The following is a 21204-nucleotide window of genomic DNA, read 5'->3' as shown; positions in this document are numbered from 1 at the left end:
CTCATCGGCTACCCTGACGGTCGCCTTAACGGAGGTTGGTGGACACGAACACCGACAACCCGAACCGTGTGGTTCGGCTGAGTTTTCTCGGATAGGACGCGGTCGGCTCAGCCCTTGTCCAGAGCGGCTACCAGACTGGCCACGATGACGGTGTTGAAGACGAAGGCGACGACCGCGTTGGCCGCTACCGTCCGTCGCATTTCCCGTGAGGTGACGTTCACGTCGGTCGTGCCGAATGTCGTCATGACTGACAGGGCGAAATAGACATAGTCGGCCCAGACCACGGTCTCCGCGCCGGGGAATTCCAGCCCGCGCTGGTTCTCCAGCAGGTCGTCGGCGTGAAAGGCGACCGCGAAGGACGCCATCACACAGACCCAGGCGTCGGCGACGAGGACGAGCGCCACCGCGACACGGGGAGCCAGCGGCAGCGACGACGCGACGTACCCGGGGCGCCACACCACCGCCACCGCGAGGGCGGCGACCGCGATGGAGATCGACACTCCGGGCCCGGGCGCGGTCCCCAGCACGTACCGCTGGACGACCGTGCCGCGGGCCGTGCGTCGCGCCCAGAGACGGATCCGCTCCGGGCCGGCCGTCGAAAAGGCGATCAGTGTGGCGACGAGATAACTGGAGAGATAGGCGAACAGCGCGAATACGCCGACGTCCGCTGCTGAGACCTGCATGATGCTGTCGTCGACCGCGAAGGCCAGAACGGCCGCCGTGCAGGCCGCAATGGCGAAACTCCAGGTTGCCCGACGGCGTTCGGAGAGCCAGGAATGTGCCAACAAGCTCCTCCATACATGTGAGCGTCCGCCTTCCCGGAGCAGCAGAAGTGTAAATGCCGCGGTGCCGTTTGTCGGGCAGGCGCCCGGGAAACACGGAGGCTCCTCGACGGGGCCCATTCAGTAGGAGTCACTGGAACATGTGCGCCGTCGGAAGTAGGGCGTTGTCCGCGGTACAGCTCCAGACCGGCTCCGCGACCGACACCCCGTCACTCGCCCACCAGGGCCGACGAGCGCTCAACGCACGACCCGACACGAATGTCTCCCAGCCTCCGAGCCGTCGGCCAGCATCGCCGCAACGTTCCGGGCAGCGGCCGCGCCGGTCTCCATGGCGCCCTCGATTCCTCCGACGCCCACCGGCGCGATGTCGCCGCCGGCGAAGTGAACGCGCCCGTGGGGCTCGCGCAGCAGCGGGACGGCGCCGCTCAGGTTTCCGGGCCGGTGATGCGCCCACGCTCCCTGGGAGTACTGGTCACCGACCCAGTCGTGGCCGGCCGTCTCGCGTACCTCGATGCCGGGGACGAAGGTCCGCAGCGCGGCCTGCACGCCCTCTCGGTCCCCGGCGCCGACGGCCGAGGGGCCGGAGGCGAAGCACACGACGAGCGTGTCGCCGTCGTGCCGGTACTCCGTCCGAGCGGTGTTGACGGGGTTCTTGCCGACCGGGGCGAAGGCGCAGAAGGACTCGATCTCGCCCCGGACCCGCGCCCAGATCTTGGCGGTGCGCACCGGGTGCTTCTGGTCGATCACGGCGCGGGCCGGCGGCGCGACGTCGGGGGTGATACGTACGTCGCCCAGGGTGTTGATCGGCAGCGCGACGACGGCGGAGCGGGCCCGGACCCGCTCACCGGTGCCGGTGGTCACGAGGACGCCGGAGCCGTCGTCCTCGATGGCGCTGACGGGGGTGGACAGTCTGACCTCCGCCTGGGATTCGCCGAGGACGGCGTCGAGGAGGCGCTTGGTTCCGCCCTCGATCGGCCAGAAGCCGGCGGTCTCCAGGAACGCGCCCCAGTCTCCGAACGTCGTGGCCGCCCAGAGGAGCAGCTGGGCGACGCCCTGCTCGCCGGGGGAGTGGACGAGGGTGGCCAGCGCCCCCTCCAGTACGTCCCTGTCGTGTACGGAGAGGTGCAGCGAGTCGAGCCTGGACGCGATGGTCTCCTTCTCGACGGCGCTGTTGTCGACCGCGGTGACGTCGTGCGGCATCGGGAAACGCGCCCGCGCGTCCGCGAAGAACCGGGCGGCGAGGGGAGCGACGGCGTCGGCGTGGTCGAGCTGACTGCCGGCGTGCACCGTGCCGTCGGCCAGCCAGAAGACCGTGTCGATGTCGAGCGGCGTGGCCAGCGGGATGTCGTGGCGCTGGAGTTCGTGCCACACGTTCGGCTGGGTCCAGTGCACGTAGGTGCCGCCGAACTCCACCTGACGGCCGAACGCTTCGGCCAGGTGGGTCCGGCCGCCGACCCTGTCACGGGCTTCGAGGAGCAGTACGGAGTGCCCGCTGGTGCTGAGGTCCCGCGCCGCGGTGACTCCGGCGAAGCCCGCACCGATCACCACTACGTCGTAGGCGCTGTCGTGCGGGCTGTCGGGAGAGCTGTCGTGGGAGTCGTACGGAGAACTGGTGACCATGGCTTGCTCCGTTCTTCCGCCCTCGGCGTGTGCCGGGGAGTTTCTCGAACTCGAATCGAATTCGAGTTTCGAGGAGTTTGCCGTGGCTGTCAACTCGTCGGCAAGGCCCGGTGAGGGCGCGGCTGATACGATCTCGAATCGTGTTCGAGAAGAATCCGGCAAGCCAGGCCGCGGCTCGCCCGGCGGTGCAGCGCCGCGGGGTGGAGCGCAGGCGGGCCATCCTGGACGCCGCCGAGGCCCTGCTCGGCGAGAAGGGCTACGAGGCCGCCACACTCAAGGCGATCGGCGAGCGGGCGGGCATTCCGATCGCCTCCGTGTACCACTACTTCTCGGACCGTCACCAGGTCGAGGCCGAACTCATGCGGCGCCACGCCCATGAGCTGGACGTATGCATCGCCAACGCGCTGGACGACCCCGGCCCGCAGACGCTGCGCGAAGCCGCTGACGCCGTCATCGACCCCCTGCTCGGCTACTTCCGCCGCCATCCCAGTTGCACCGAACTGTGGTTCTCGGGCCGTAGCGCGACGGTCGGCGAACTGGTCCGCGCATTCGACGCGGCGCAGGCCGAACGGCTCTGGCACCTCCTCGTCGAGCGCGGACTCCTGCTCGCCGACACGCCCCGGCTCGCCCTGCAGATCGCCTTCGAGGTCGGCAGCCGGCTCTTCGACATCGCGTTCCGGAACTCGGCCGTCGGTGACGACGCCACGATCGGCGAGGCGCGACGGCTCATCACCGCTTATCTCGCTACCTATGCCCCGGACAAGGCCTGACGCATAAGCGTCCAATGCGGCCTCGACGTACGAGTCGTGTACGGCCGAGCCGCCGTGCTCCCGTGTCAGGCGGGCGCCGGTGGTGATGTGCGGCAGGTGTTCGTTGACGGCCCGGCCCGCGCCTGCCAATGCGTGGGCCACGGCCGGTTCATGACAGTGCGACATGTCCTACCCCCTTCCGGTCTGCTGCCGTCGTCATGGCCGTACCGCGGCCCGGAGTCTGGTCGGCTCGGCATGCTTCGCAACCCGTCGTCGGAGATTGACGGCACTGCTCCGGCCTCTTAAAGTCGAACACGATTCGAGATCGAGAATGGCAGGGGAAGGACCGGCCGCCGCGGCAGCCGGTCCGGGAGCGCTCGATTTCTCCCGCCCGGACCGAGTCGTCAACGAGGTCGTCGCCAGCACCGCCAGCACCGACAGCGAGAAGGCATAAATGATCACCACAGGCATCACCTACGCGTCGTTCACCGGCTGGATCGCTCCCCCACCGATGCCAGACCGGCCCTCGAAGGCGAACTCACCTGCGACGTCGCGGTCGTCGGCGGTGGACTCGGCGGCATGGCGGCAGCACTGCGGCTGGCCGAGCGCGGGGCGGACGTCGTCCTGCTCGAAGCGGGGGTCTGTGGCTGCGGGGCGGCATCGCGCAACGCGGGCCAGCTGACCGGTGCCCCGGCGGGTGACCCCCAGATCCTGAGCGCGACGCAGCCGCGCCGCTTCCCCGGGATCGTCCGGTTCGCCGAGGAAGCCGTCCACTTCACCGAGAAGATGATGAAGGGGCTCGGGATCGACTGCGACTACGAGCCGACGGGCAATGTCGTGGCCGCCGTCACCCGGGGACAGCTCCGCAAGGCGCAGCGCAACGCGCGGATCCTGCAGAAGGCGGGCGCGGACGCCGAGTTCGCCGACGGCCGTGCCCTCGGTCTGCCGGAAGCGTTCCTCGGCGGCATCCACGAGCGCGTCGGAGGCATGCTGAACCCCGGAAAGTTCGCGCTCGGTCTGCGCGGGGCCCTGCTCGAGTCGGGAGTGCGGGTGTTCGAGCACACTCCCGTACGGGCCGTGGAGCCCGGGGACGCGGGGGTCGTCGTCGGTGTGCCGCGCGGACGGGTCCGTGCCGAACGGGTCCTCCTCGCCACCAACGCCCACTCCCGTGACCTCGCGATCGCTCCGCGGCGACTGGCCACACCGATCTGGGTCAGCATGGCCGAGACGGAACCGGTCGACCCCGCACGCCTGGAGGCGACCGGCTGGACGAGCCGCGCCGGCATCGCCACCCAGCACAACCTCATGCAGAGCTACCGGCTCACCCCGCGCAACACGATCGCCTTCGCCGTCCGCCGCATCCAGACGTCGCGAGGCGCGCCGGCGGCTCGCGAGCCGGACGCCGCGGTCGTGGCGGAGCTGGGCCGCGGCTTCCACGACCGGTTCCCGTCCCTGCGTGATGTGGCGGTCAGCCGGGCGTGGGGCGGGTGGATCGCGATGACACCCTCGTGGCTGCCGGTCGCCGGGGAGGCCGCGAAGAACGTCTTCTACGCCGTCGGCTGCAACGGCCACGGCCTCGCCCAGGCCCCCTACCTCGGCACCCTGCTCGCCGACCGGCTCGCGGGCGGCGGCCTCCACGGCGACCTCGGCGCCGTATGGCGGAAGCAGCCGCGCTTCGCTCCCTCCCCGGTCGCCAACGCCCCGGCGCTGCGCGCCGCCTGGGCGCTCGACCGGCTGTCGGACTGGGCGGGGAAGCGATAGCCGTGGCACCACGCACCACGGGATGTACCACGGCGGAATACGGCGGGGTGAGCGTGCTGGTGGGCCCCGGCCGGGGCGCCTACCCGTACGCCAACTCGCTGCTCGTACGGGGTGCGACGGCAACACTGGTCGTCGACCCGTCACTGTCCCTCGTCGCGGACGCGCCGCCCGCGGACCTGGTACTGGTCAGCCACGCGCACGAGGACCACATCGCCGGCCTGGGCAGTTACGACGTACCGGTACACGTCCACGAAGGCGACCTCGACGCGCTGCGCTCCCGAGAGGCGCTGGTCGCCGGGCTGGGACTGCCGCCCGACGCGGCCGACGCCGCCGACCAGGAGCTGCGGGACCGGTTCCACGTGCGCGGACGCCCGGACGCGGCGGGGTTCGACGACGGCACCGTGTTCGACCTCGGCGGCCGCACGGTGACCGCCGTACACCTCCCCGGCCACACGGCAGGCCACTGCGGCTTCCTGGTCGAGCCGGACGGATTCCTCTTCGTCGCGGACATCGACCTGACGTCGTTCGGCCCGTACTACGGTGACCTGGGCAGCAGCCTCATGGAGTTCGAAGCGTCGATGCGCCGGTGCCGGGAGATCGACGCGCGCTGGTACGGCACGTCCCACCAGAAAGGCGTGATCGAGGGCGCCGCGGAATTCCGGCACCGGCTGGACGCGTTCGCCGGCGTGGCGAAGCGGCGGGAGGCGGCGCTCCTCGCGTTCCTCCGCGAGCCGCGCACCGTCGAAGAGATCGCCGAGCACCGGCTGGTCTACCGGCCGCATGTGACAGGGCCGCACGTGCGGCCGGTGGAGCGGCGGACGGCGGTGCAGCATCTGGACCGGTTGTCGGGGGAAGGGCTGGTGGTGGAAGTGGAGCGGGGGCGGTTTCGGGCGGTGTAGGTCCGGGCCGTCGTCCGGGACGCCTGCTGGTGCGGCATCTTGGCCGTTCCGTATCGGTGTACCGGGGAAATCGCCGACGCTAGTGTGCACATCCGGCCCCGTACGGCACGTGTGTCGTGGCGGGCCGGCCGGATGCGGGTGCAGCGCGCAGGGGACGGCGGTGGGGCAGGCGTGGGGCGGCGATTGTTCATCGCGCTGGGGAGCGGGCGTTACTGCAACTTGCCCGAAGAGGACCAACTGCCGGTCGTGGCCACGGACATCGTGGCGATGACGGAACTGCTGGAAGAGTTCGGATACCGGCGCGTCCTCGCCGGGCTGGGGGAGTACGACGGTGCCGAACAGATCCGCCGGAAACTGAGCCACTGGTCCAGGGACTGCGAGCTGACGGCCGACGACGTCGTCGTCCTGTACTTCGCCGGCCACGGAGTGGTCGAGGACCGGGGGCGCCACTACCTGCTGTGCTGGGACTCCCGGGACCTGACGGCGCGGGAGACGGGTGAGGCCGTCGGCTCCGGCCTGGGAGGCGGGGCCGACGGCCTGTCGGAGGCCTCCGGACATCGCTGATCCGGTGGCTTCAGGCCCGCGCGGACCCGGCCCCGCGGCGGTCGGCGTTCTTGCCCTTCGGCTCCGGTCGTCCCGCCACCGGTACGCCCAGCGGGCGGGCGAGGCCGGAGACGCCCTCGTCGAGGCGCTGGAGGTGGCGCAGGACGCGGTAGGTCACCGTGCCGGGGTTCGGGGCTCCGGAGCCGTCGGATTCGAGGAGGGAGATGATGGTGGCGCCGGAGCTGACCTTGGCGTCGGTCTTGTCGCCGCGTACGTGGGCGGTGATGGTCTCGATGTTGTGGGCGATGCGCCGGCCGACGCGCTCCAGGCGGGGGTCGGCGGCGATGGTCTTGCTGTACGGGAGCAGTTCGGCGGTGGCCGCCAGGGAACGGGCGTGGTAGGCGCTGGTCTCCAGCAGGGCGACGAGGTAGCGGACGGTCTGGCGGCGTCCGCGCAGCGGGCTGATCGGGTGGGTCAGCGGGCGGGTGGAGGCGCGCAGCTCGTCCAGGGCGGTGTCCAGGTCGCGGGAGAGGCCCAGCAGGTCGGTGGCGGGACCGCCGCTGAGCTGGTCGACGGAGGCGGAGACCACCTCGTCGAGCTTGGTCAGGACGGTGCCGAGGAGGTCGTCGGTGCGCCGGTCGGTGTGGACCGGCAGGACTATGGCGGCGGCGATGATGCCGCAGGCGGCGCCGAGGGCGGTCTCCTCGACGCGCAGGACGAGGACGTCGAGGCTGTAGGTGTTCAGGAGGGTGTAGAGCAGGCCGAGCATCGCCGTGACGAAGAAGGACATCAGGGCGTAGGAGAGGGGCGCCGTGAAGAACATGGCGAAGACGAAGAGGAGGATGAGCGCGAACGCCGTCCAGGTGTGGTTGCCGACCAGGCCCGCGAGCCCGACCCCGGCGACCACACCGAGGACCGTACCGAGCAGCCGCCGGTAGCCCTTGATGATGATCTCGCCCGTCGAGGCGGTGTTGAGGAAGACGACCCAGCAGGTCAGCACCGCCCAGTACCAGCGCTGGGCGGACAGGAACTCGCCGCCGACGATGGCGAGCGTGGAGCCCACCGCGATCTGGAAAGCGGCCCGGGTGGTGGGCCGCTGGAGCCCCTTGCTGTCGTCCTCCCCGGGCTCCTCCGCGCCGCCGGCCAGCGCGACGTCCTCGGCGTCGAACTCCTCACGGGAGCGGGTCGTCGCCGGCGTGTCGTCGGACTCGTCCTGCGGCCCGTCCAGCGCGAGCCGCAGGCCGAGTACGGAGCGGGCGGCCTCACCTATACCGCGGAAGACGTCCTGGACGGCGATCGAGGCGCGCGGCAGGTTGTCCTCGTCGCGGTAGCCGAGCAGCCGGTTGCGTACGTGGGCCACGGCCGTGCCCGGCTGGTCGGACGCTCCCCGGGACACCAGCAGGTGCAGGGCGTTGAGGTCGCGGCGCAGCGTGACGGTCGCGGCGTCCTCGGCCGGCATCTCGTTCTTCGCCGTGGGCAATGGTGCCTGCGGCAGGTGGAGGGTGAGGGTGTCGGCGCGCTCGGCGGTGCGCGCGTTGAGCAGCAGGACGCCCAGCCGTTCGGTGGCGATCTCGGCGTCCGCGATGCGGCGTTGCAGCAGCGCGGCACCGGCCGCGTCCCGCGTGCCGTCCTCCAGGCGGCCCTGGATCATCAGCGCCGACTCGTGCAGCCGCGCGGTGTGCCGCCGCAGGTCGTCGAGGACCTTGTCGAGCTGGTCGGGACGGGCGTCCAGCAGCTCGATGTGGGTGGCGACGAGCTGGGCGACCCGGGCCCGGAAGGCGCCGCGCAGCCACCGCAGGATGCGCTGCGGTGTCTCCGGTACGACGGTGAAGCGCACGACGGCGCTGCACGCGAAGGCGACGGCCAGGGTGAGTGCCAGGACGGGCAGGGCGGACAGGGTGGTGCCGACGAACAGGGAGACGAAGTAGGTCTGGAAGCCGATCAGGCCCAGGGCGGTCCCGCGGTCGCCGAAGCGGCGGCAGTAGACGGCGCCGAAGATGAGGGCGACGAAGAAGATGTCGCCCGCGATCACCTGGCTGTGCAGCAGCGCGCCGAGGAGACCGCGGCGAGCGCCGTGGGCAGGCCGAGCGCGAGGGTGACCGCCTGGCCGCGTACCTGCTTCTCCTTGATGGCGAAGGTGGCGACCATCGCCGTCATGGCGCCCGCGACGAGGTGCGTGACGTCGGTGCCGACGACCGCGAGGACGACGAGGGTGAGCGCGATGGCCGCCACCGTCCGCAGTCCCGCCATCAGCCGCAGCAGTCCGGGATCGGACGCCGCGAATCGGTCCCACACGCCGGTCAGACTCCGTCGTATCACTGCCCCCACGCTGCCGTACTCTCCCGTCTTCACCGTGAACTGCCAACGCTTCAGCATCCCATGACCGGGAATTGTCCGGTGGCGGTTGTGGGGGAGGGCCGGGGTTTGTGGCGGGGTTGTGACGATCCTGGAAATGCTGCCGACGATGTGCGTCCGGTGGGGCCAGGACCAGCGCGTACGGCAGCGCCGGTGCCAAAAGATTTGCCGGCGCTCTTATATCTATGCCGACGTCCAGGGCGAATCCGCGCAGCGGCAGTGACCATGACGTTGTTTATGCGGCGGCCCGTGCCTGCGCTTATGTGGCGGTCAATGATTACAGCGGGGAGAAGACCGCGGAGTTCGCGGGGTATTGCGTGAAGCTCAACACGGCTGGCGCCGCACGGTCGTTCGGTGACGCGTACACCTCGTGAATGCGCAGCGACGGCAGGCAGGCGAGCGGAACGGGTACGGCGCCGGGTGTCATGCCCCGAGGACCGCGGAGAGGTCGTAACGGACCGGCTCCTCCAGCTGTGCGTACGTGCACGACGCCGGTTCGCGGTCGGGGCGCCAGCGCCGGAACTGGGCGGTGTGCCGGAACCGGTCACCCTGCATGTGGTCGTAGGCGACCTCCACCACACGCTCCGGGCGCAGCGGCACCCAGGACAGGTCCTTCTTGCCCGTCCACCGGCTGGGGCCGCCGGGCAGCCGGCCTGCCGCCTGGGCTTCCTCGCTGGTCCACTCCTCCCACGGGTGACCCGCGACGGACTCCATCCGCAGCGGCGCCAGCTCCTCCATCAGCTCCTGTCGCCGGCGCATGGGGAAGGAGGCGCACACGCCGACGTGCTGGAGGCGGCCCTCCGTGTCGTACAGGCCCAGCAGCAGGGACCCCACGACCGGGCCGCTCTTGTGCGGTCGCAGGCCCGCCACGACGCAGTCGGCGGTCCGCTCGTGCTTCGTCTTGACCATCACCCGCCGGCCCGGCCGGTACGGCATCCCGGGCGGCTTCGCGACGATCCCGTCCAGCCCGGCTCCCTCGTACTGCTCGAACCAGTCGCGGGCCACGTCGAGGTCCTCGGTGACGGGCGCGGTGAACACCGGGTCGGCGGCCTCGCGCAGCGCCGTCTCCAGGGCGTCCCTGCGGTCCCGCTGCGGTACGGACATCAGCGACTCGTCGCCCAGCGCCAGCAGGTCGAACGCGACGAAGGACGCCGGAGTCACCTCCGCCAGGTGGCGTACCCGGGAGTCGGCGGGGTGGATGCGCTCCAGCAGGGCGTCGAAGTCCAGCCGCCCTTCCCGGGCGATGACGATCTCACCGTCCAGTACGCAGCGCGGCGGCAGCTCGGTACGCAGGGCCTCCACCAGCTCGGGGAAGTAGCGGGTGAGCGGCTTGCCCGAACGGCTGCCCAGCTCGGTCTCGGCGCCGTCGCGGAAGACGATGGCACGGAAGCCGTCCCACTTGGCCTCGTACTGTATGCCGGGCGGGATGTCCGGGGCGGCCTTGGCCAGCATCGGCTCCACCGGGGGCATCACGGGAAGATCCATGCGGCGATTGTGCGGCGGGGCCTGCCGTCCGGGCGGCGGTACGCGCCCGCCGAGGGGCGGCGGGTGCCCGTACGGCCTAGTTTGGGGGCATGGCAGAGTCGCTGGAGCTGGACGTGGGCGGGCGGACGGTCCGGGTGTCGCACCCGGACAAGGTCTACTTCCCGCAGCGCGGCTTCACCAAGGCCGACGTGGTCCGTTACTACCGAAGCGTCGGCGACGGCGTGCTGCGCGCCCTCCGGGACCGGCCCACCACGCTGGAGCGGTACCCCGACGGCGTGGGCGGAGAATCGTTCTTTCAGAAGCGGGCGCCGAAGAACCTCCCCGACTGGATCCCCACCGGCCGGATCTCCTTCCCCAGCGGCCGGTACGCCGACGAGATCTGCCCCACCGAGCCCGCCGCCGTCCTGTGGGCGGCCAACCTCGGCTGCCTGACCTTCCACCCCTGGCCGGTCCGCCGGAGCGACACCGACCACCCGGACGAGCTGCGCATCGACCTCGACCCCCAGCCGGGCACCGGCTACGCGGACGCGGTACGGGCCGCCCTCGCCCTCCGGGACGTCCTGGACGGCCTCGGCCTCACCGGCTGGCCCAAGACCTCCGGCGGCCGCGGCCTGCACGTCTTCGTGCCCATCGCGCCCGACTGGACCTTCACCCAGGTCCGGCGCTCGGCGATCGCGGTGGCCCGGGAACTGGAGCGGCGCGACCCCGGGCGGATCACCACCTCCTGGTGGAAGGAGGAGCGCGGCGCCAAGATCTTCGTGGACTACAACCAGACCGCGCGGGACCGCACCATCGCCAGCGCCTACTCCGTACGGCCCTTCCCGCACGCGCCGGTGTCCGCCCCGCTGCGCTGGGAGGAACTGGCCGACGCCGTACCGGAGGACTTCGACCTCGGCACCATGCCGGCCCGCTTCGCCGAACTGGGCGACCTGCACGCCACCATGGACCGGCACCCCTGCCGCCTGGAGGCCGCGCTCGAACTCGCCGACCGCGACGAACGCGAGCACGGGCTCGGAGACCTCCCGTACCCGCCGGAGCACCCGAAGGCGAAGGGCGAACCGAAGCGGGTGCAGCCGAGCCGCGCGAAGAAGTGACGCGCGGCACGGGCCCGTCGGGGGACTGCTCAGAAGGCCCCCCGTACGCGCAGGTCGCCACCGGACGCTCCGTCCGGCGCCCGGGCCGTCGCCGCGTACGAGTCGTCCTTGGCGTCGCGGCCGCCTGCCGCGTGGTTGTACTGGCCCGCGAAGACGTACCGCCCGGCGGGCACGGTCCGGCCCGGCTTCAGCGTCCACCGGTAGACCAGCGCACCGTCGTGCTCGTCCACGGACACCGTGAAGTCGGCCGGGGGCAGCGTGCTCCAGTGGCCGGTGGTCGCCACACCACCGGTCTGGGCGATCCGCAGCTCCACGGTGAGCGTGGTCAGCGGCCGCTTCGTCCGGAGGGTGACGTTGCTCTGCGCCCAGTAGGTGTTGCTGTACGGGTCCACCGAGCCGTCCGACCACAGCGGGCCGTCCTCGGTGCGGTACGGAGGAGCGGGGGAGGCGGGCCGGTCCTCGTCCGGTCCGGCGGGGCCGGCCGGGCGTGTCGTCACCTTTCCCGGGCCGGGAGGCTGCACGACCGTCGCCACCGTGTAACCACCGGCGACGAGCGCCCCCACCGTCGCGGCGGCCGCCAGGGCGGCCCGCGGCCACGACCGGGACGGCGCCGGCCGGCGGCGCGACGCCGTACCGCTCTCGGCGGAGCCCGCCATGCCGCGCTCCACCCGCGCGAGCATCCGGGCGCGGTCGGGGCGGTGGGCCCGCGCCGCGTCACGCAGCTGCCCGCGCACGTCATCGTCCCCCATCACTTCCTCCTCCCCGCGAGGTCGTCCACGACCCCCGCGCCCAGGTGCCGCTGGAGTTCCGCCATGCCCCGGGAGGTCTGGCTCTTGACCGTTCCGACCGATATGCCCAGCGCCCGGGCGGTGTCGCGTTCCGACAGGTCGAACGCGTGCCGTAGCACCACGCACGCGCGCTTACGGAACGGCAGCCGCTCCAGCGCCTGCCGGACGTCCACGACGGCGGCCACGTCGGGACCGTCCGACCGCTCGGGGCGCTGGGACCAGAACAGGGCGATCCGGCGCCGCTCGCGCACGGTGCTGCGGATGCGGCCGCGGGCCATGTTGGCCACCACACCCCGGGCGTAGGCCACCGGGTGTTCCGCGCCGCGCACGCGATCCCAGCGGTGCCACAGGGCGAGCAGCGCGTCCGCCGCCAGGTCGTCGGCGGCGTCCGTCTCACCGGTGAGCAGGTGGGCCAGGCGGGCCAGTTCGGCGTGGTGGCGTTCGAAGAAGGCGTGGAACTCCGCCGACGCCTCAGCGGTGCCGGGGGCGTCGCGCACGCTTCTCGGAGGGGCGGCGGACGAGATCATGCCGGTCCTCCGGGATGCGGCGGCTGCGGCCGGTGGCCGATGCGGGGGAAAGGGCTGACCACGGGCGGGCTCTCTCGGTCGGGGACACTCTGTCAGCCCCTCAGTTGCCGCCGGTTCGGGAAAGGTTGCCGCCGGGGTGGGGAAGGTTGCCGCCGGTACGAAGAAGGTCACCGTCGTTGGGGGAGAGGTCTTCGTCGTCTGCCGGACCACCGTCGCCGTCGCACGGGCGGAGCTCCCCACGGGCGCGTCACGTGGGGAGCTCCGCCGTCAGGCCCGGGGCCGGGCCGCGGTGTGCGGAGCGTCCGGCGTCACTTGCACGCGGTCGCCGCCCGCACGGGGGAGGCGGGCGAGGGCCGGGAGGCGGGGGAGAGGCGGTTCGCGAACCGCAGCCGCTCCACCGGGTAGGCCTTCGGGTACGTCCGGTTGATGATCTCCAGATTGTTGGCGAGCCGCACGTCCGCGGTGATCAGGGAGAGGCGCAGCATCTTGGTCTGGCCGACCACCTGGGTGTCCTTGGCCTCCAGGTTCTGCCCCGTCGCGGCGGCCCGGGCCCGCAGTTTGTCGATCACGGCGGTGCTCGCGTAGGTGCTGCTCTTCTTTCCCGACCGGTTCTTCAGGAAGGTGTTGAGCCAGGCCCGTTCCGCGTTGCCGCCTGCTCCGAACTCACTGTTCACCTGCGGCACGATGCACGGCCGTCGCTTTCCCATGGCGGTGTCGAGCCGGTTCAGGTACGCCGTGGACCGCTTGGCGTGGATCAGGACACCGGTGTCCAGCGAGACGTACTCCTTCTGGGCCCGGGGGAGGCGTGGGACGGCTCGGGTGGTGTGGCGGCGGGTGCGGCCGCCGCGGACAGCGCGGTCGCCGTCACGGCCAGGCAGACGGCTATCAGGGACTTCGTCGCGGGCGCTGTGTGACGCATGTCTTTCCTACCTGCTTTCGGGGTGGGCGGATCGGCGACGTCCCCGGTGCTCCGGGGGCGTGTCGGACGCGGGTGGCAGGAAAGGGGTGCCCGGCCGGGCGGCACTCGGCATGAGCCGGACGGCAATGTCGCACGAACCGGTGAATACGGGGCGGGGCGCACCAACCGGTGTCGGCGGGCTCCCGTACGGGGGCGGGGCCGGTTCCTCCAGTCTCCGAGAAGCGCTTCCTTCCGGGCTCCCGGGCGCTTTCACCAGCCGTGGCCGGGCACCGGTCCACGGATCGGCAGCACTGCTGCACATGGCGGAGCGCACGCTCCGTGATCCCACGGGCGAAGGGCTACTGGGCCCGTCGGTCCTCGTACTTCTCGTCCTTCGTGATCCACCGGTGCGCGGCGTCCGCCGTGAATTCCTTCTGTCCGCCCGGCAGGAACAGTCCCGCGCTGCCGAACGCCGGGTCCGTCGCCGTCTCCGGTACGTACGGGATCGCCACGCACCGCATCCCCGCCCGGCGTGCCGCCTCGGCCCCGGGCGGCGCGTCCTCCAGCACCACGCAGGTCTCCGGCGCGGCACCCAGCCGCCGTGCCGCTTCCAGGAAGACGTCGGGCGCGGGCTTGCCCTGCGCGACCTCTTCGGCGGAGACGAGAACCGTCAGCCACGCGTCCAGGCCGGTGGCCGCGAGAACCGTCTCGATCGCGGACCGTGAGGAGCCGGAGGCCACCGCCATCGGGTGCCCGGCCGTGTGCAGCCGCTCCACGAACGTCCGCATCTCGGGGAAGACCTCGGTGTGCGCCCGCGCCAGTTCGAGGTAGGCGCGGTTCTTGCCGGCCAGCAGCTCGTCGACGGGCGCGTCGATGCCGTACTCCCGCTGGAGCGTCTCCAGGGTCTCGCGGGTGCCGATGCCGATGAAGCGGGTGTGGTGTTCCCAGGTGAAGTCGGTGACGCCGTACTGGGCGAGGACCCTGCGTCCCGCCTCGTAGTAGTTCGGCTCGCTGTCCACGAGCGTGCCGTCCAGGTCGAAGATGACGGGCGCGGGGGAAGCGGCGGGAGAAGTGGCGGGGGAAGCGCCGGCGGAAATGCTCATGGGGTCAGCATGCCAAGGCGCCTGTCAGCGCGGCCCGGTGGTCCCGCCCACCGCTTCGACCAGCGGCAGCATCCGGTGCGGCACCCGTTCCCGCAGGGCCACCTCGGTCCGCGTACGGACCACGCCCGACATCTTGATCAGCCGCTGGATCACGTCCTCCAGATGCGCCGCGTCCCGAGCGACGACCCGTGTGATCAGGTCGCCGCCGCCGGTCGTGGAGAACGCCTCGATGATCTCCGGCACCTCGGCCAGCTCGTCGGCGACGTCTTCCAGGTGCCCCTGGGTGACCTCGATGTGCACGAAGGCGAGTACGGGGTGGCCGAGCGCGGCGGGCGAGAGGCGGGGCCCGTACGCGGTGATCACGCCGTCCCGCTCCAGCCGGTCCAGACGCGCCTGGACGGTGCCCCGGGCGATGCCGAGGATACGGGCGTACTCCCGCACGCTGGTGCGCGGCTGCTCCAGCAGCAGCCGCAGGATCTTCGCGTCGAGCGTGTCCACGGCCATGGGCCAACGGCCTCCTCGGGAGCGGTGCGGGGTCCGATGACTGTACCAACGGCCCAGTTGTCGGCGTGCAGGGCGGCCGGTGGTCAGGGCTAGAGGTCACCGCGTAGTGGTCGTCCGGCCAGCGGCCAGCGGCCAGCGGCCAGCGGCCAGCGGCCAGCGGCCCTCAGGCGTCGGCTCCGGCCGTCGTCATCTGTCGCCTGTCATTCGCCGTCATCTGTCAGCAGACACCGTCACCGGGCTTCGGATTGGCCAGTCGGAAGACGGGCCGCAGTTTCAGACCTGCCCAGGTGCCGAGCAGTGCCGTCGCACCCCAGATCCAGCCGTGCAGGCTGCCGGAGGCGATGCCGGCGAGGTAGGCGCCGATGTTGCAGCCGCCGGCCAGCCGGGCGCCGATGCCCATCAGGACGCCGCCCGCGACCGCCGCGACCGCGGTGCGCCAGGGGTGCCCCGGTGCAGGGCCCAGGTGCCGCCCAGAGCGGCCGCGACCGCCGCGCCGATCATGATGCCGATGTCGGTGAGGCTGGTCTTGTCGGCCAGTACGGGGCCGGACAGCGTGTGCGCGTTCGCGGGCTTCTGCCAGTACGACCAGGTCTCCGGATGCCCGCCCAGCGCACTCACCAGCTTCGCGCCCCACAGGCTGAACGCGCTGGTCACACCCCACGCCCCGCCGGACACGAGGAGCACGCCGCCGCCCAGTACCGCCAGCACCACCGCGCCGGCGGCCAGCGGCCACGAGCCGCGCAATACACGCGCGGCCCGGGTCTTCGCCGACGGCACCGGGCCGGTCGGCGGCGGGTTGCGGCGCGCCTGGACCGCCCGGCTGACGGCCACGACGGCGGCCAGCGCCAGGATCGTCACGGCCCACGAGCCGAACCAGCCGATGTGGTCGGCGAACACGACGGGCTCGAACGCGGGCAGGTCCCGCCACAGGTCGAACTGCCAGGCGGCCAGGGTCGAACCCGCGATGAAACCGCCCAGCGTCAGCACGATGGAGGTCTGTCCCGACCCCACCGCGAACAGCGTGCCGGAGGCGCAGGCACCGCCCAGCTGCATACCGACGGCGAACACGAACGAGCCGAGGAGCAGCCCGACGCCGAGCGGCCCGCCGGAGGGCTCGGGAGCCGATCCGAACAGTCCGGTGCTGGTGCCGATGACCAGGGCGAACAGCGTGGCCGTCGTCCCCAGCAGGAGCGCGTGGGCGCGCAGCCCGGTCCCGTTGCCCACGGCGACCAGCTGCCGCCACGCCGAGGTGAACCCGAACCGCGAGTGGAACAGGGCCACTCCCAGTCCGAGCCCGAGCAGCAGCAGGACGCCGGGCTTCGCCCCGTACGAGGCGAAGACGTAGCCCGCCAGCGCCACGGCGATCAGCAGACCGACGACGAGCGGCAGACGGCGGACGGGCGGCGCTGGAGGAGCGGCGGGCCGGGGCCGGGAGGTGGGGGAGGGGGCGAGCAGGGGCGCGGCGGGGCGGGGGTTCCGACGAGCGGGTCAGGGGGAGCTGTGGTCACAGCGGGCTCCGTGAGGTGAGCGGTGAGCGGCGGGCCGAGCGGGGAGGGGAGGGGCGTACGGCGCGGCGGGGGGCGGGACGGCACAGGGCGGTGCCCCGGGTGCCCGAGGCGCACGTCACTCCGGAAAGGCCGGGGGCGGGGAAGTCGTGATCGCGGACGTCGGCGCCTTCGGTGCGGCGCCGGCGGCAGGCTTCAGCGGGGACAGAGCCCGTCGTCGACGCACCAGGCCGAGTTCGCGAAGAGCGCGAGACAGAGGAGGCGTGCGGGTGCGGACATGACGACGAGGGTAATGCGTGGACGATGCACGCGGTTGCGGCGTTCCGTCATGTGGACGGGTGAATGAGATGTGGCGAGACGGGGTGGGGCACGGCACTGGGGAGTGAACTGGACGCGGAGGGGACACGGGCGGGGTGCGGGCCCGGAAAGGGGACGATTCGAGCCGTCGGGCCATCCTTCGCGCCAATGGCCACCTTCTGGCCCAGGCGCCGCTGTCAATGCTGGGCCAATGGCACAGCCTTTTCCGGCTCTGTTGAGCCAACAGTAGTGTTGATGTTGTCATAGGCGAGTCGATGGCGCTGCGGATCTCCGCGGCGCCTTTTTGATGCGAAGACGCGGAGCCGCGCCCATGGAGCGGCGCGCCGGCGGCCGCGTCACCGAGCCGAGGCAGCGGAACCGCAGAGCGGAGCCGAAGCGCCGGGCTGAACGACGACGGAGCTGACGACAACAGAGCTGCACGACAACAGAGCTGAAGTGACACCGAGCTGATCGACACAGGGTCGAGCAGCACAGAACTGATCGCCAAGGGGTGGGAAACCGTGTTGAAGAGGGTGTTCGTGGCGCCGGACCCGGGGCGGCTGCGGCTGCGCAGCGCCGCGCGGGCCGTCGTGGGCGTCGGACTGGCGGTGGCCGTGTGCGCCGCCGTCGGCCACTCGCTGGTCGGTGCCGTGGTGGGCGGGGTCGCCGCGCTGCTCGCCTTCTTCACCGTCGCGGACTCGACGGTGCGCGGGCAGATGGTCTCCACCGCCCTGCTGCCGCTGGTCGGCTTCCCGGTGCTGGCCGCCGCCGCGCTGCTGCACGACTATCCGCTGGTACGGGACATCGCCTTCCTCGTCACGGTCGGCGTGGGCGTCTACGCCCGCCGCTGGGGCCCGCGCGGCAACGCGCTCGGCATCTTCGCGTTCATGTCCTTCTTCGAGGCGCAGTTCCTGCGTACGGTGCCCGAGCAACTGCCGGAGCTGTACGCCGCCACCGCGCTCGCGCTCCTCGCCTGCTCCGTCGTCCGCTTCGGACTGTGGTGCTACGAACGCCGTACGCCGCCGCCCGCCGTCCCCGTCCTCCCGGGCGGCAAGGGACTCGCCCGTGCGACGACCCGCCAGGCACTCCAGGCGACCGTCGGCGGAGCCGTCGCCTTGGCCGCGGGCCAGCTGCTCTCCCACGAACGCTGGTACTGGGCGGTCGGCGCGATGTGGTGGATCTTCGTCAACACCGCTTCGCGCGGCGAGACCGTGGTGCGCGGCTTCCGCCGGATGCTGGGCACCCTCCTCGGCATTCCCGCGGGCCTGCTGATCGCCGTGCCCCTGCACGGGGCCCTGGCGCCCACGGCCGTCCTCATCGCCGTCTGCGTCTTCTCGATCTTCTACGCGTCGCCGGTCTCCTACACCTGGAACATGCTCGCGGTGACCCTGATGGTCGGCCTGCTGTACGGGCTGCTGGGCGTCCTCGACCCGGGCCTGCTCACGCTGCGCCTGGCGGAGACCGGCGTCGGCGCACTCAGCGCGCTGCTGGCCGTCCTGGTCGTACTGCCAGTCACCACGCACGCCACGACGGACGCCTGGGTCCAGCGCGCGCTGCGCTGTGTGCACCACTGCACCGCCGAGGCCGCGGCCCGCATCGCGGGCACGGAGAGCGCCGACCCGGCCCCGCTCGTCGCGGAGCTGGAGGTGCTGCTCCGCAAGGTACGGATGTCCCTCGCACCGCTGGTGCATCCGCTGGCCCCGATGCGCGCCCGCCGGGAACGGGCCCGGCAGGTGCTGGCGCTGCTGGACGACTGCGCCCGTGAGGTCCGCGGGCTGGCGTCCATCGCCGCCGACCCGGTGGCGTCGCACGACGCCCGGCTGACCGCCGCCTGCCAGCGTGTGGAGGCCGCCGTCGAGGCGCTCACCACTCCGCAACAGCCTCGTGAGGCCGCGGCTGCCACCGCGGCCGCCGCACCGCACGCGCCTGCCCTGGAACCGGCGCTCGCCCACCTGCACAGCCTGGAACGCGCCCTAGCTGAACTGGCGGCCCCGCTGCGCAGCTCCCCGCGTCCGCCGCTGGCCGACGCCTGACGGGACCGCTGCCGCACCGGCCGATGTGCCCCTGTGCCGACCGGTGCGGCGCGGAGTCACCGAGCGGGACCGTGTCCGCTGCCCGTCACCCGTCGCCCGACGGCCCGTACCCGACGGCAGACCCCCACCGGCCTGTTAGCGTCAGCGCGTACGACTCCGTACAACTCCGTACGACGCGCAGGGCGGACGAAGGGCAGGCGTGACGCCGATGGGTACGACAGGCAGCGGACAGCGGGCGTACATCGGGTCGTTCACGTCCGCGGGCGGGCGCGGTGTCAGTACGGCGGCGGTCGACCCGGAGACGGGCGCCCTGACCCCGCTCCACGCCACCGACGAGGTGTCCGACCCGAGCTACCTCGCCGTCTCGCCAGACGGCCGCCGCCTCTACGCGGTGAGCGAGACGGCCGAGGGCGCTGCCGCCGCCTTCACCCTCAGCGAGAACGGCCCGGTGCCGCTCGGCGCGCCCGTGCCGGTGCGGGGCGCCGCCCCCACGCACCTCGCCCTCTGGGGCGGGCACCTGCTGACCGCCAACTACACCTCCGGCAGCGTCAGCGCCCTGCGCGTAGCGGCCGACGGCAGCCTCGCGGAGCCCGCCGCCGTGCTCCGGCACGAGGGCCGCGGCCCGAACCCCGACCGCCAGGAAGGCCCGCACGCGCACGCCGTGTCACCCGACCCCTCCGGCCGCTGGCTGCTCAGTGTCGACCTGGGCACCGATTCCGTACGCGTCTGCGAACTCGACCCGGCGAGCGGGGAGCCCGTGGTCCGTCACGAGGTACGGCTGCGGGTGGGCAGCGGGCCCCGGCACCTCGCCTTCCACCCGCGCGGCGGCCACGCGTACGTCGTCCACGAGCTGGCCTCCACGGTCACGCCGTGCCGCTGGGACGCCGCCACCGGCACCCTCACGCCGCTGACCGAGACGGCGATCCTGCCCCCGGACGCGGGCGACAACCACCCGTCCGCGCTGGTCGTCTCGCCCGACGGCCGCTTCGTCTGGGCGGCGAACCGCGGCCACGACAGCATCTCGGTCCTGGCCGTCGATCCGTCCGGAGACGGCCTCACCCTGGTCACCACCGTGCCGTGCGGCGGGCACTGGCCACGCGACCTGGCACTGCACCCGGGAGGGCGGCACCTCTACGCCGCCAACGAGCGCTCCGGTGACGTGACCTGGTTCTCCCTCGACCCCGCGACCGGGACACCGGAAGCCGGCGGCTCGATCGCGGTCCCGGCCGCTTCCTGCGTGGTCTTCGCCTGAACCGCCGCACGGCCTGTCCGTACGGAAGGCGTACGGACAGGCCGTGCGGCCACATGGTCACCGGCTGACAAGATCACCGCACCGGCGCGTGCTGTCCCGCCGCCTGTAGCGTGATGCCCAGCGCCGACGCGTAGTTCGACAGCACCAGGCGGCCGACCGTCCCGTACGCGCCCAGGGGCTCCGCCGCCGAGCAGCCCGCCTCCGCTGCCGCCGCCCCCACCAGGCCGTCGGCGATCTCGGGGCCGATCAGGTACGGGGCCAGGGCCAGCTGCTGCGAGCCCGAGGAACGCAGCTCGTCCGCCGTACGGGAGATGGCGCCCTCCTCGTCCAGCGCGGCGGCCAGCACCGGCACGGCCAGGCGGGCGGAGAGCAGCATGCCGGTGATCCCGGCGGCCTGTACCGCCTCCTCGCCGCCCACGGTGGCGAGGACGATGCCGTCGGCGGCCGTCGCGACCGTGAACAGGCGCGCCCGGTCGGCACGGGCCAGACCGGCTTCGGAGAGGCGGACGTGCAGGGCCTCGGCGAGCAGCGGGTGCGGGCCGAGCACCTCGGTCAGCTCGGCGGCCGAACCGCTGTTCATGACGGCCTGGCGTATACGCCGCAGCAGCGCGCTGTCCGGCCCGGCGAGCAGCGGCACGACCACCGCGGGCGGGCCCTGCCGCTCGGGCTGCGAGCCGTCGCCGGTCCGCGCCTTGTGCTCATTGGCGGCCTGGGCGAGCACGGCCTCCAGCGCCGGGTACTCGGCGTCGCCGCCGTCCACGAAGCCGATCCGGGCGTCGAGGCCGGGCAGTTCGGAGCGGGCGATGCTGGTCACCTCCGCCGCCAGACTGCGCGCGGCGGGGGTGGGGGTGCCGGGAACGGCGAGAACCAGGAGGGCGCGCCCTCGGGCGCGGCGACGGGTTCCGGTCGGCGGTGGCGACCGGACTGCCGGGGACGCGGCATTCGTACAGGCAGGCCAGGTGCGGCGCCCGAGCTCGGAGAAACTTCGTCAAAACGGGGCGAGCCGGGT

16 protein-coding genes and 3 pseudogenes are annotated in these 21204 nt (G+C 72.4%); 7 read left to right on the top strand and 12 right to left on the bottom strand.

The window, feature by feature from the left end; translation table 11 throughout:
* Nucleotides 1-107: 107 nt before the first annotated feature.
* Together ACEXOX_RS04055 and ACEXOX_RS04050 are read right to left on the bottom strand one after the other, a co-directional pair.
* Nucleotides 108-683: a DUF1345 domain-containing protein gene (locus ACEXOX_RS04055; protein WP_406526220.1), complete on the bottom strand. Its 576-nt coding sequence runs from the start codon at nt 681-683 to the stop codon at nt 108-110.
* A gap of 336 nt (nt 684-1019) precedes the next feature.
* Complete coding sequence (locus ACEXOX_RS04050) at nt 1020-2402, bottom strand: flavin monoamine oxidase family protein (RefSeq protein ID WP_406519125.1); 1383 nt, start codon at nt 2400-2402, stop codon at nt 1020-1022.
* Between the two features lie 140 nt (nt 2403-2542).
* On the opposite strand from ACEXOX_RS04050, the gene ACEXOX_RS04045 reads away from it, so the two are divergent.
* From ACEXOX_RS04045 to ACEXOX_RS04030, 4 genes are all read left to right on the top strand, one after another.
* Entirely contained in the window at nt 2543-3172 is a 630-nt protein-coding gene (locus ACEXOX_RS04045) for a TetR/AcrR family transcriptional regulator (RefSeq protein WP_406519124.1), read from the top strand.
* A gap of 558 nt (nt 3173-3730) precedes the next feature.
* Nucleotides 3731-4912, top strand: a complete 1182-nt coding sequence (locus tag ACEXOX_RS04040; RefSeq protein ID WP_406519123.1) for an NAD(P)/FAD-dependent oxidoreductase — start codon at nt 3731-3733, stop codon at nt 4910-4912.
* A gap of 47 nt (nt 4913-4959) precedes the next feature.
* Nucleotides 4960-5811, top strand: a complete 852-nt coding sequence (locus ACEXOX_RS04035; protein WP_406519122.1) for an MBL fold metallo-hydrolase — start codon at nt 4960-4962, stop codon at nt 5809-5811.
* 171 nt (nt 5812-5982) lie between these two features.
* A complete protein-coding gene (locus ACEXOX_RS04030) occupies nt 5983-6375 on the top strand; it encodes a caspase family protein (RefSeq protein WP_406519121.1) in 393 nt (130 codons plus the stop codon).
* Between the two features lie 10 nt (nt 6376-6385).
* Here ACEXOX_RS04030 and ACEXOX_RS04025 read toward each other — a convergent pair.
* Together ACEXOX_RS04025 and ACEXOX_RS04020 are read right to left on the bottom strand one after the other, a co-directional pair.
* Nucleotides 6386-8730 (bottom strand): annotated as a pseudogene (locus ACEXOX_RS04025) (FUSC family protein).
* A 402-nt stretch (nt 8731-9132) separates the two neighbouring features.
* The gene (locus ACEXOX_RS04020; protein WP_406519120.1) at nt 9133-10194 is read right to left on the bottom strand and encodes an ATP-dependent DNA ligase; all 1062 of its coding nucleotides are present in this window, start codon (nt 10192-10194) and stop codon (nt 9133-9135) included.
* An 89-nt stretch (nt 10195-10283) separates the two neighbouring features.
* Here ACEXOX_RS04020 and ligD point away from each other — a divergent pair, with 89 nt between their 5' ends.
* On the top strand, nt 10284-11288 hold the full coding sequence (gene ligD, locus ACEXOX_RS04015) for a non-homologous end-joining DNA ligase (protein WP_406519119.1): 1005 nt from the start codon (nt 10284-10286) through the stop codon (nt 11286-11288).
* A gap of 29 nt (nt 11289-11317) precedes the next feature.
* Here ligD and ACEXOX_RS04010 read toward each other — a convergent pair whose 3' ends face one another.
* The 7 genes and pseudogenes from ACEXOX_RS04010 to ACEXOX_RS03980 form a co-directional block, all read right to left on the bottom strand.
* A complete protein-coding gene (locus ACEXOX_RS04010) occupies nt 11318-12037 on the bottom strand; it encodes a hypothetical protein (RefSeq protein ID WP_406519118.1) in 720 nt (239 codons plus the stop codon).
* Nucleotides 12037-12603, bottom strand: a complete 567-nt coding sequence (locus ACEXOX_RS04005; protein WP_406519117.1) for a SigE family RNA polymerase sigma factor — start codon at nt 12601-12603, stop codon at nt 12037-12039. The genes ACEXOX_RS04010 and ACEXOX_RS04005 overlap by 1 nt, the downstream gene beginning before the upstream one ends.
* Nucleotides 12604-12911: 308 nt before the next feature.
* On the bottom strand, nt 12912-13277 hold the full coding sequence (locus tag ACEXOX_RS04000; protein WP_406519116.1) for a hypothetical protein: 366 nt from the start codon (nt 13275-13277) through the stop codon (nt 12912-12914).
* 80 nt (nt 13278-13357) lie between these two features.
* A complete protein-coding gene (locus ACEXOX_RS03995; protein ID WP_406519115.1) occupies nt 13358-13522 on the bottom strand; it encodes a hypothetical protein in 165 nt (54 codons plus the stop codon).
* 338 nt (nt 13523-13860) lie between these two features.
* Nucleotides 13861-14604 (bottom strand): HAD family hydrolase, encoded by a 744-nt coding sequence (locus ACEXOX_RS03990; RefSeq protein WP_406519114.1) that lies wholly within the window; start codon nt 14602-14604, stop codon nt 13861-13863.
* A gap of 24 nt (nt 14605-14628) precedes the next feature.
* Nucleotides 14629-15108 (bottom strand): Lrp/AsnC family transcriptional regulator, encoded by a 480-nt coding sequence (locus ACEXOX_RS03985; protein ID WP_030019122.1) that lies wholly within the window; start codon nt 15106-15108, stop codon nt 14629-14631.
* Nucleotides 15109-15325: 217 nt separating this feature from the next.
* A pseudogene (locus ACEXOX_RS03980) lies at nt 15326-16616 on the bottom strand (YeeE/YedE family protein).
* Nucleotides 16617-17431: 815 nt separating this feature from the next.
* On the opposite strand from ACEXOX_RS03980, the gene ACEXOX_RS03975 reads away from it, so the two are divergent.
* A complete protein-coding gene (locus ACEXOX_RS03975; protein ID WP_406519113.1) occupies nt 17432-18943 on the top strand; it encodes an FUSC family protein in 1512 nt (503 codons plus the stop codon).
* Between the two features lie 208 nt (nt 18944-19151).
* Nucleotides 19152-20195: a lactonase family protein gene (locus tag ACEXOX_RS03970; protein ID WP_406519112.1), complete on the top strand. Its 1044-nt coding sequence runs from the start codon at nt 19152-19154 to the stop codon at nt 20193-20195.
* Nucleotides 20196-20268: 73 nt separating this feature from the next.
* Here ACEXOX_RS03970 and ACEXOX_RS03965 read toward each other — a convergent pair.
* Nucleotides 20269-21137: pseudogene (locus tag ACEXOX_RS03965) on the bottom strand (sirohydrochlorin chelatase).
* Between the last annotated feature and the right edge of the window lie 67 nt (nt 21138-21204).

Source organism: Streptomyces sp. Ac-502 (assembly GCF_045222935.1).
Classification (GTDB): domain Bacteria; phylum Actinomycetota; class Actinomycetes; order Streptomycetales; family Streptomycetaceae; genus Streptomyces; species Streptomyces monomycini.
This window is presented reverse-complemented; position numbering and strand designations above follow the sequence as displayed.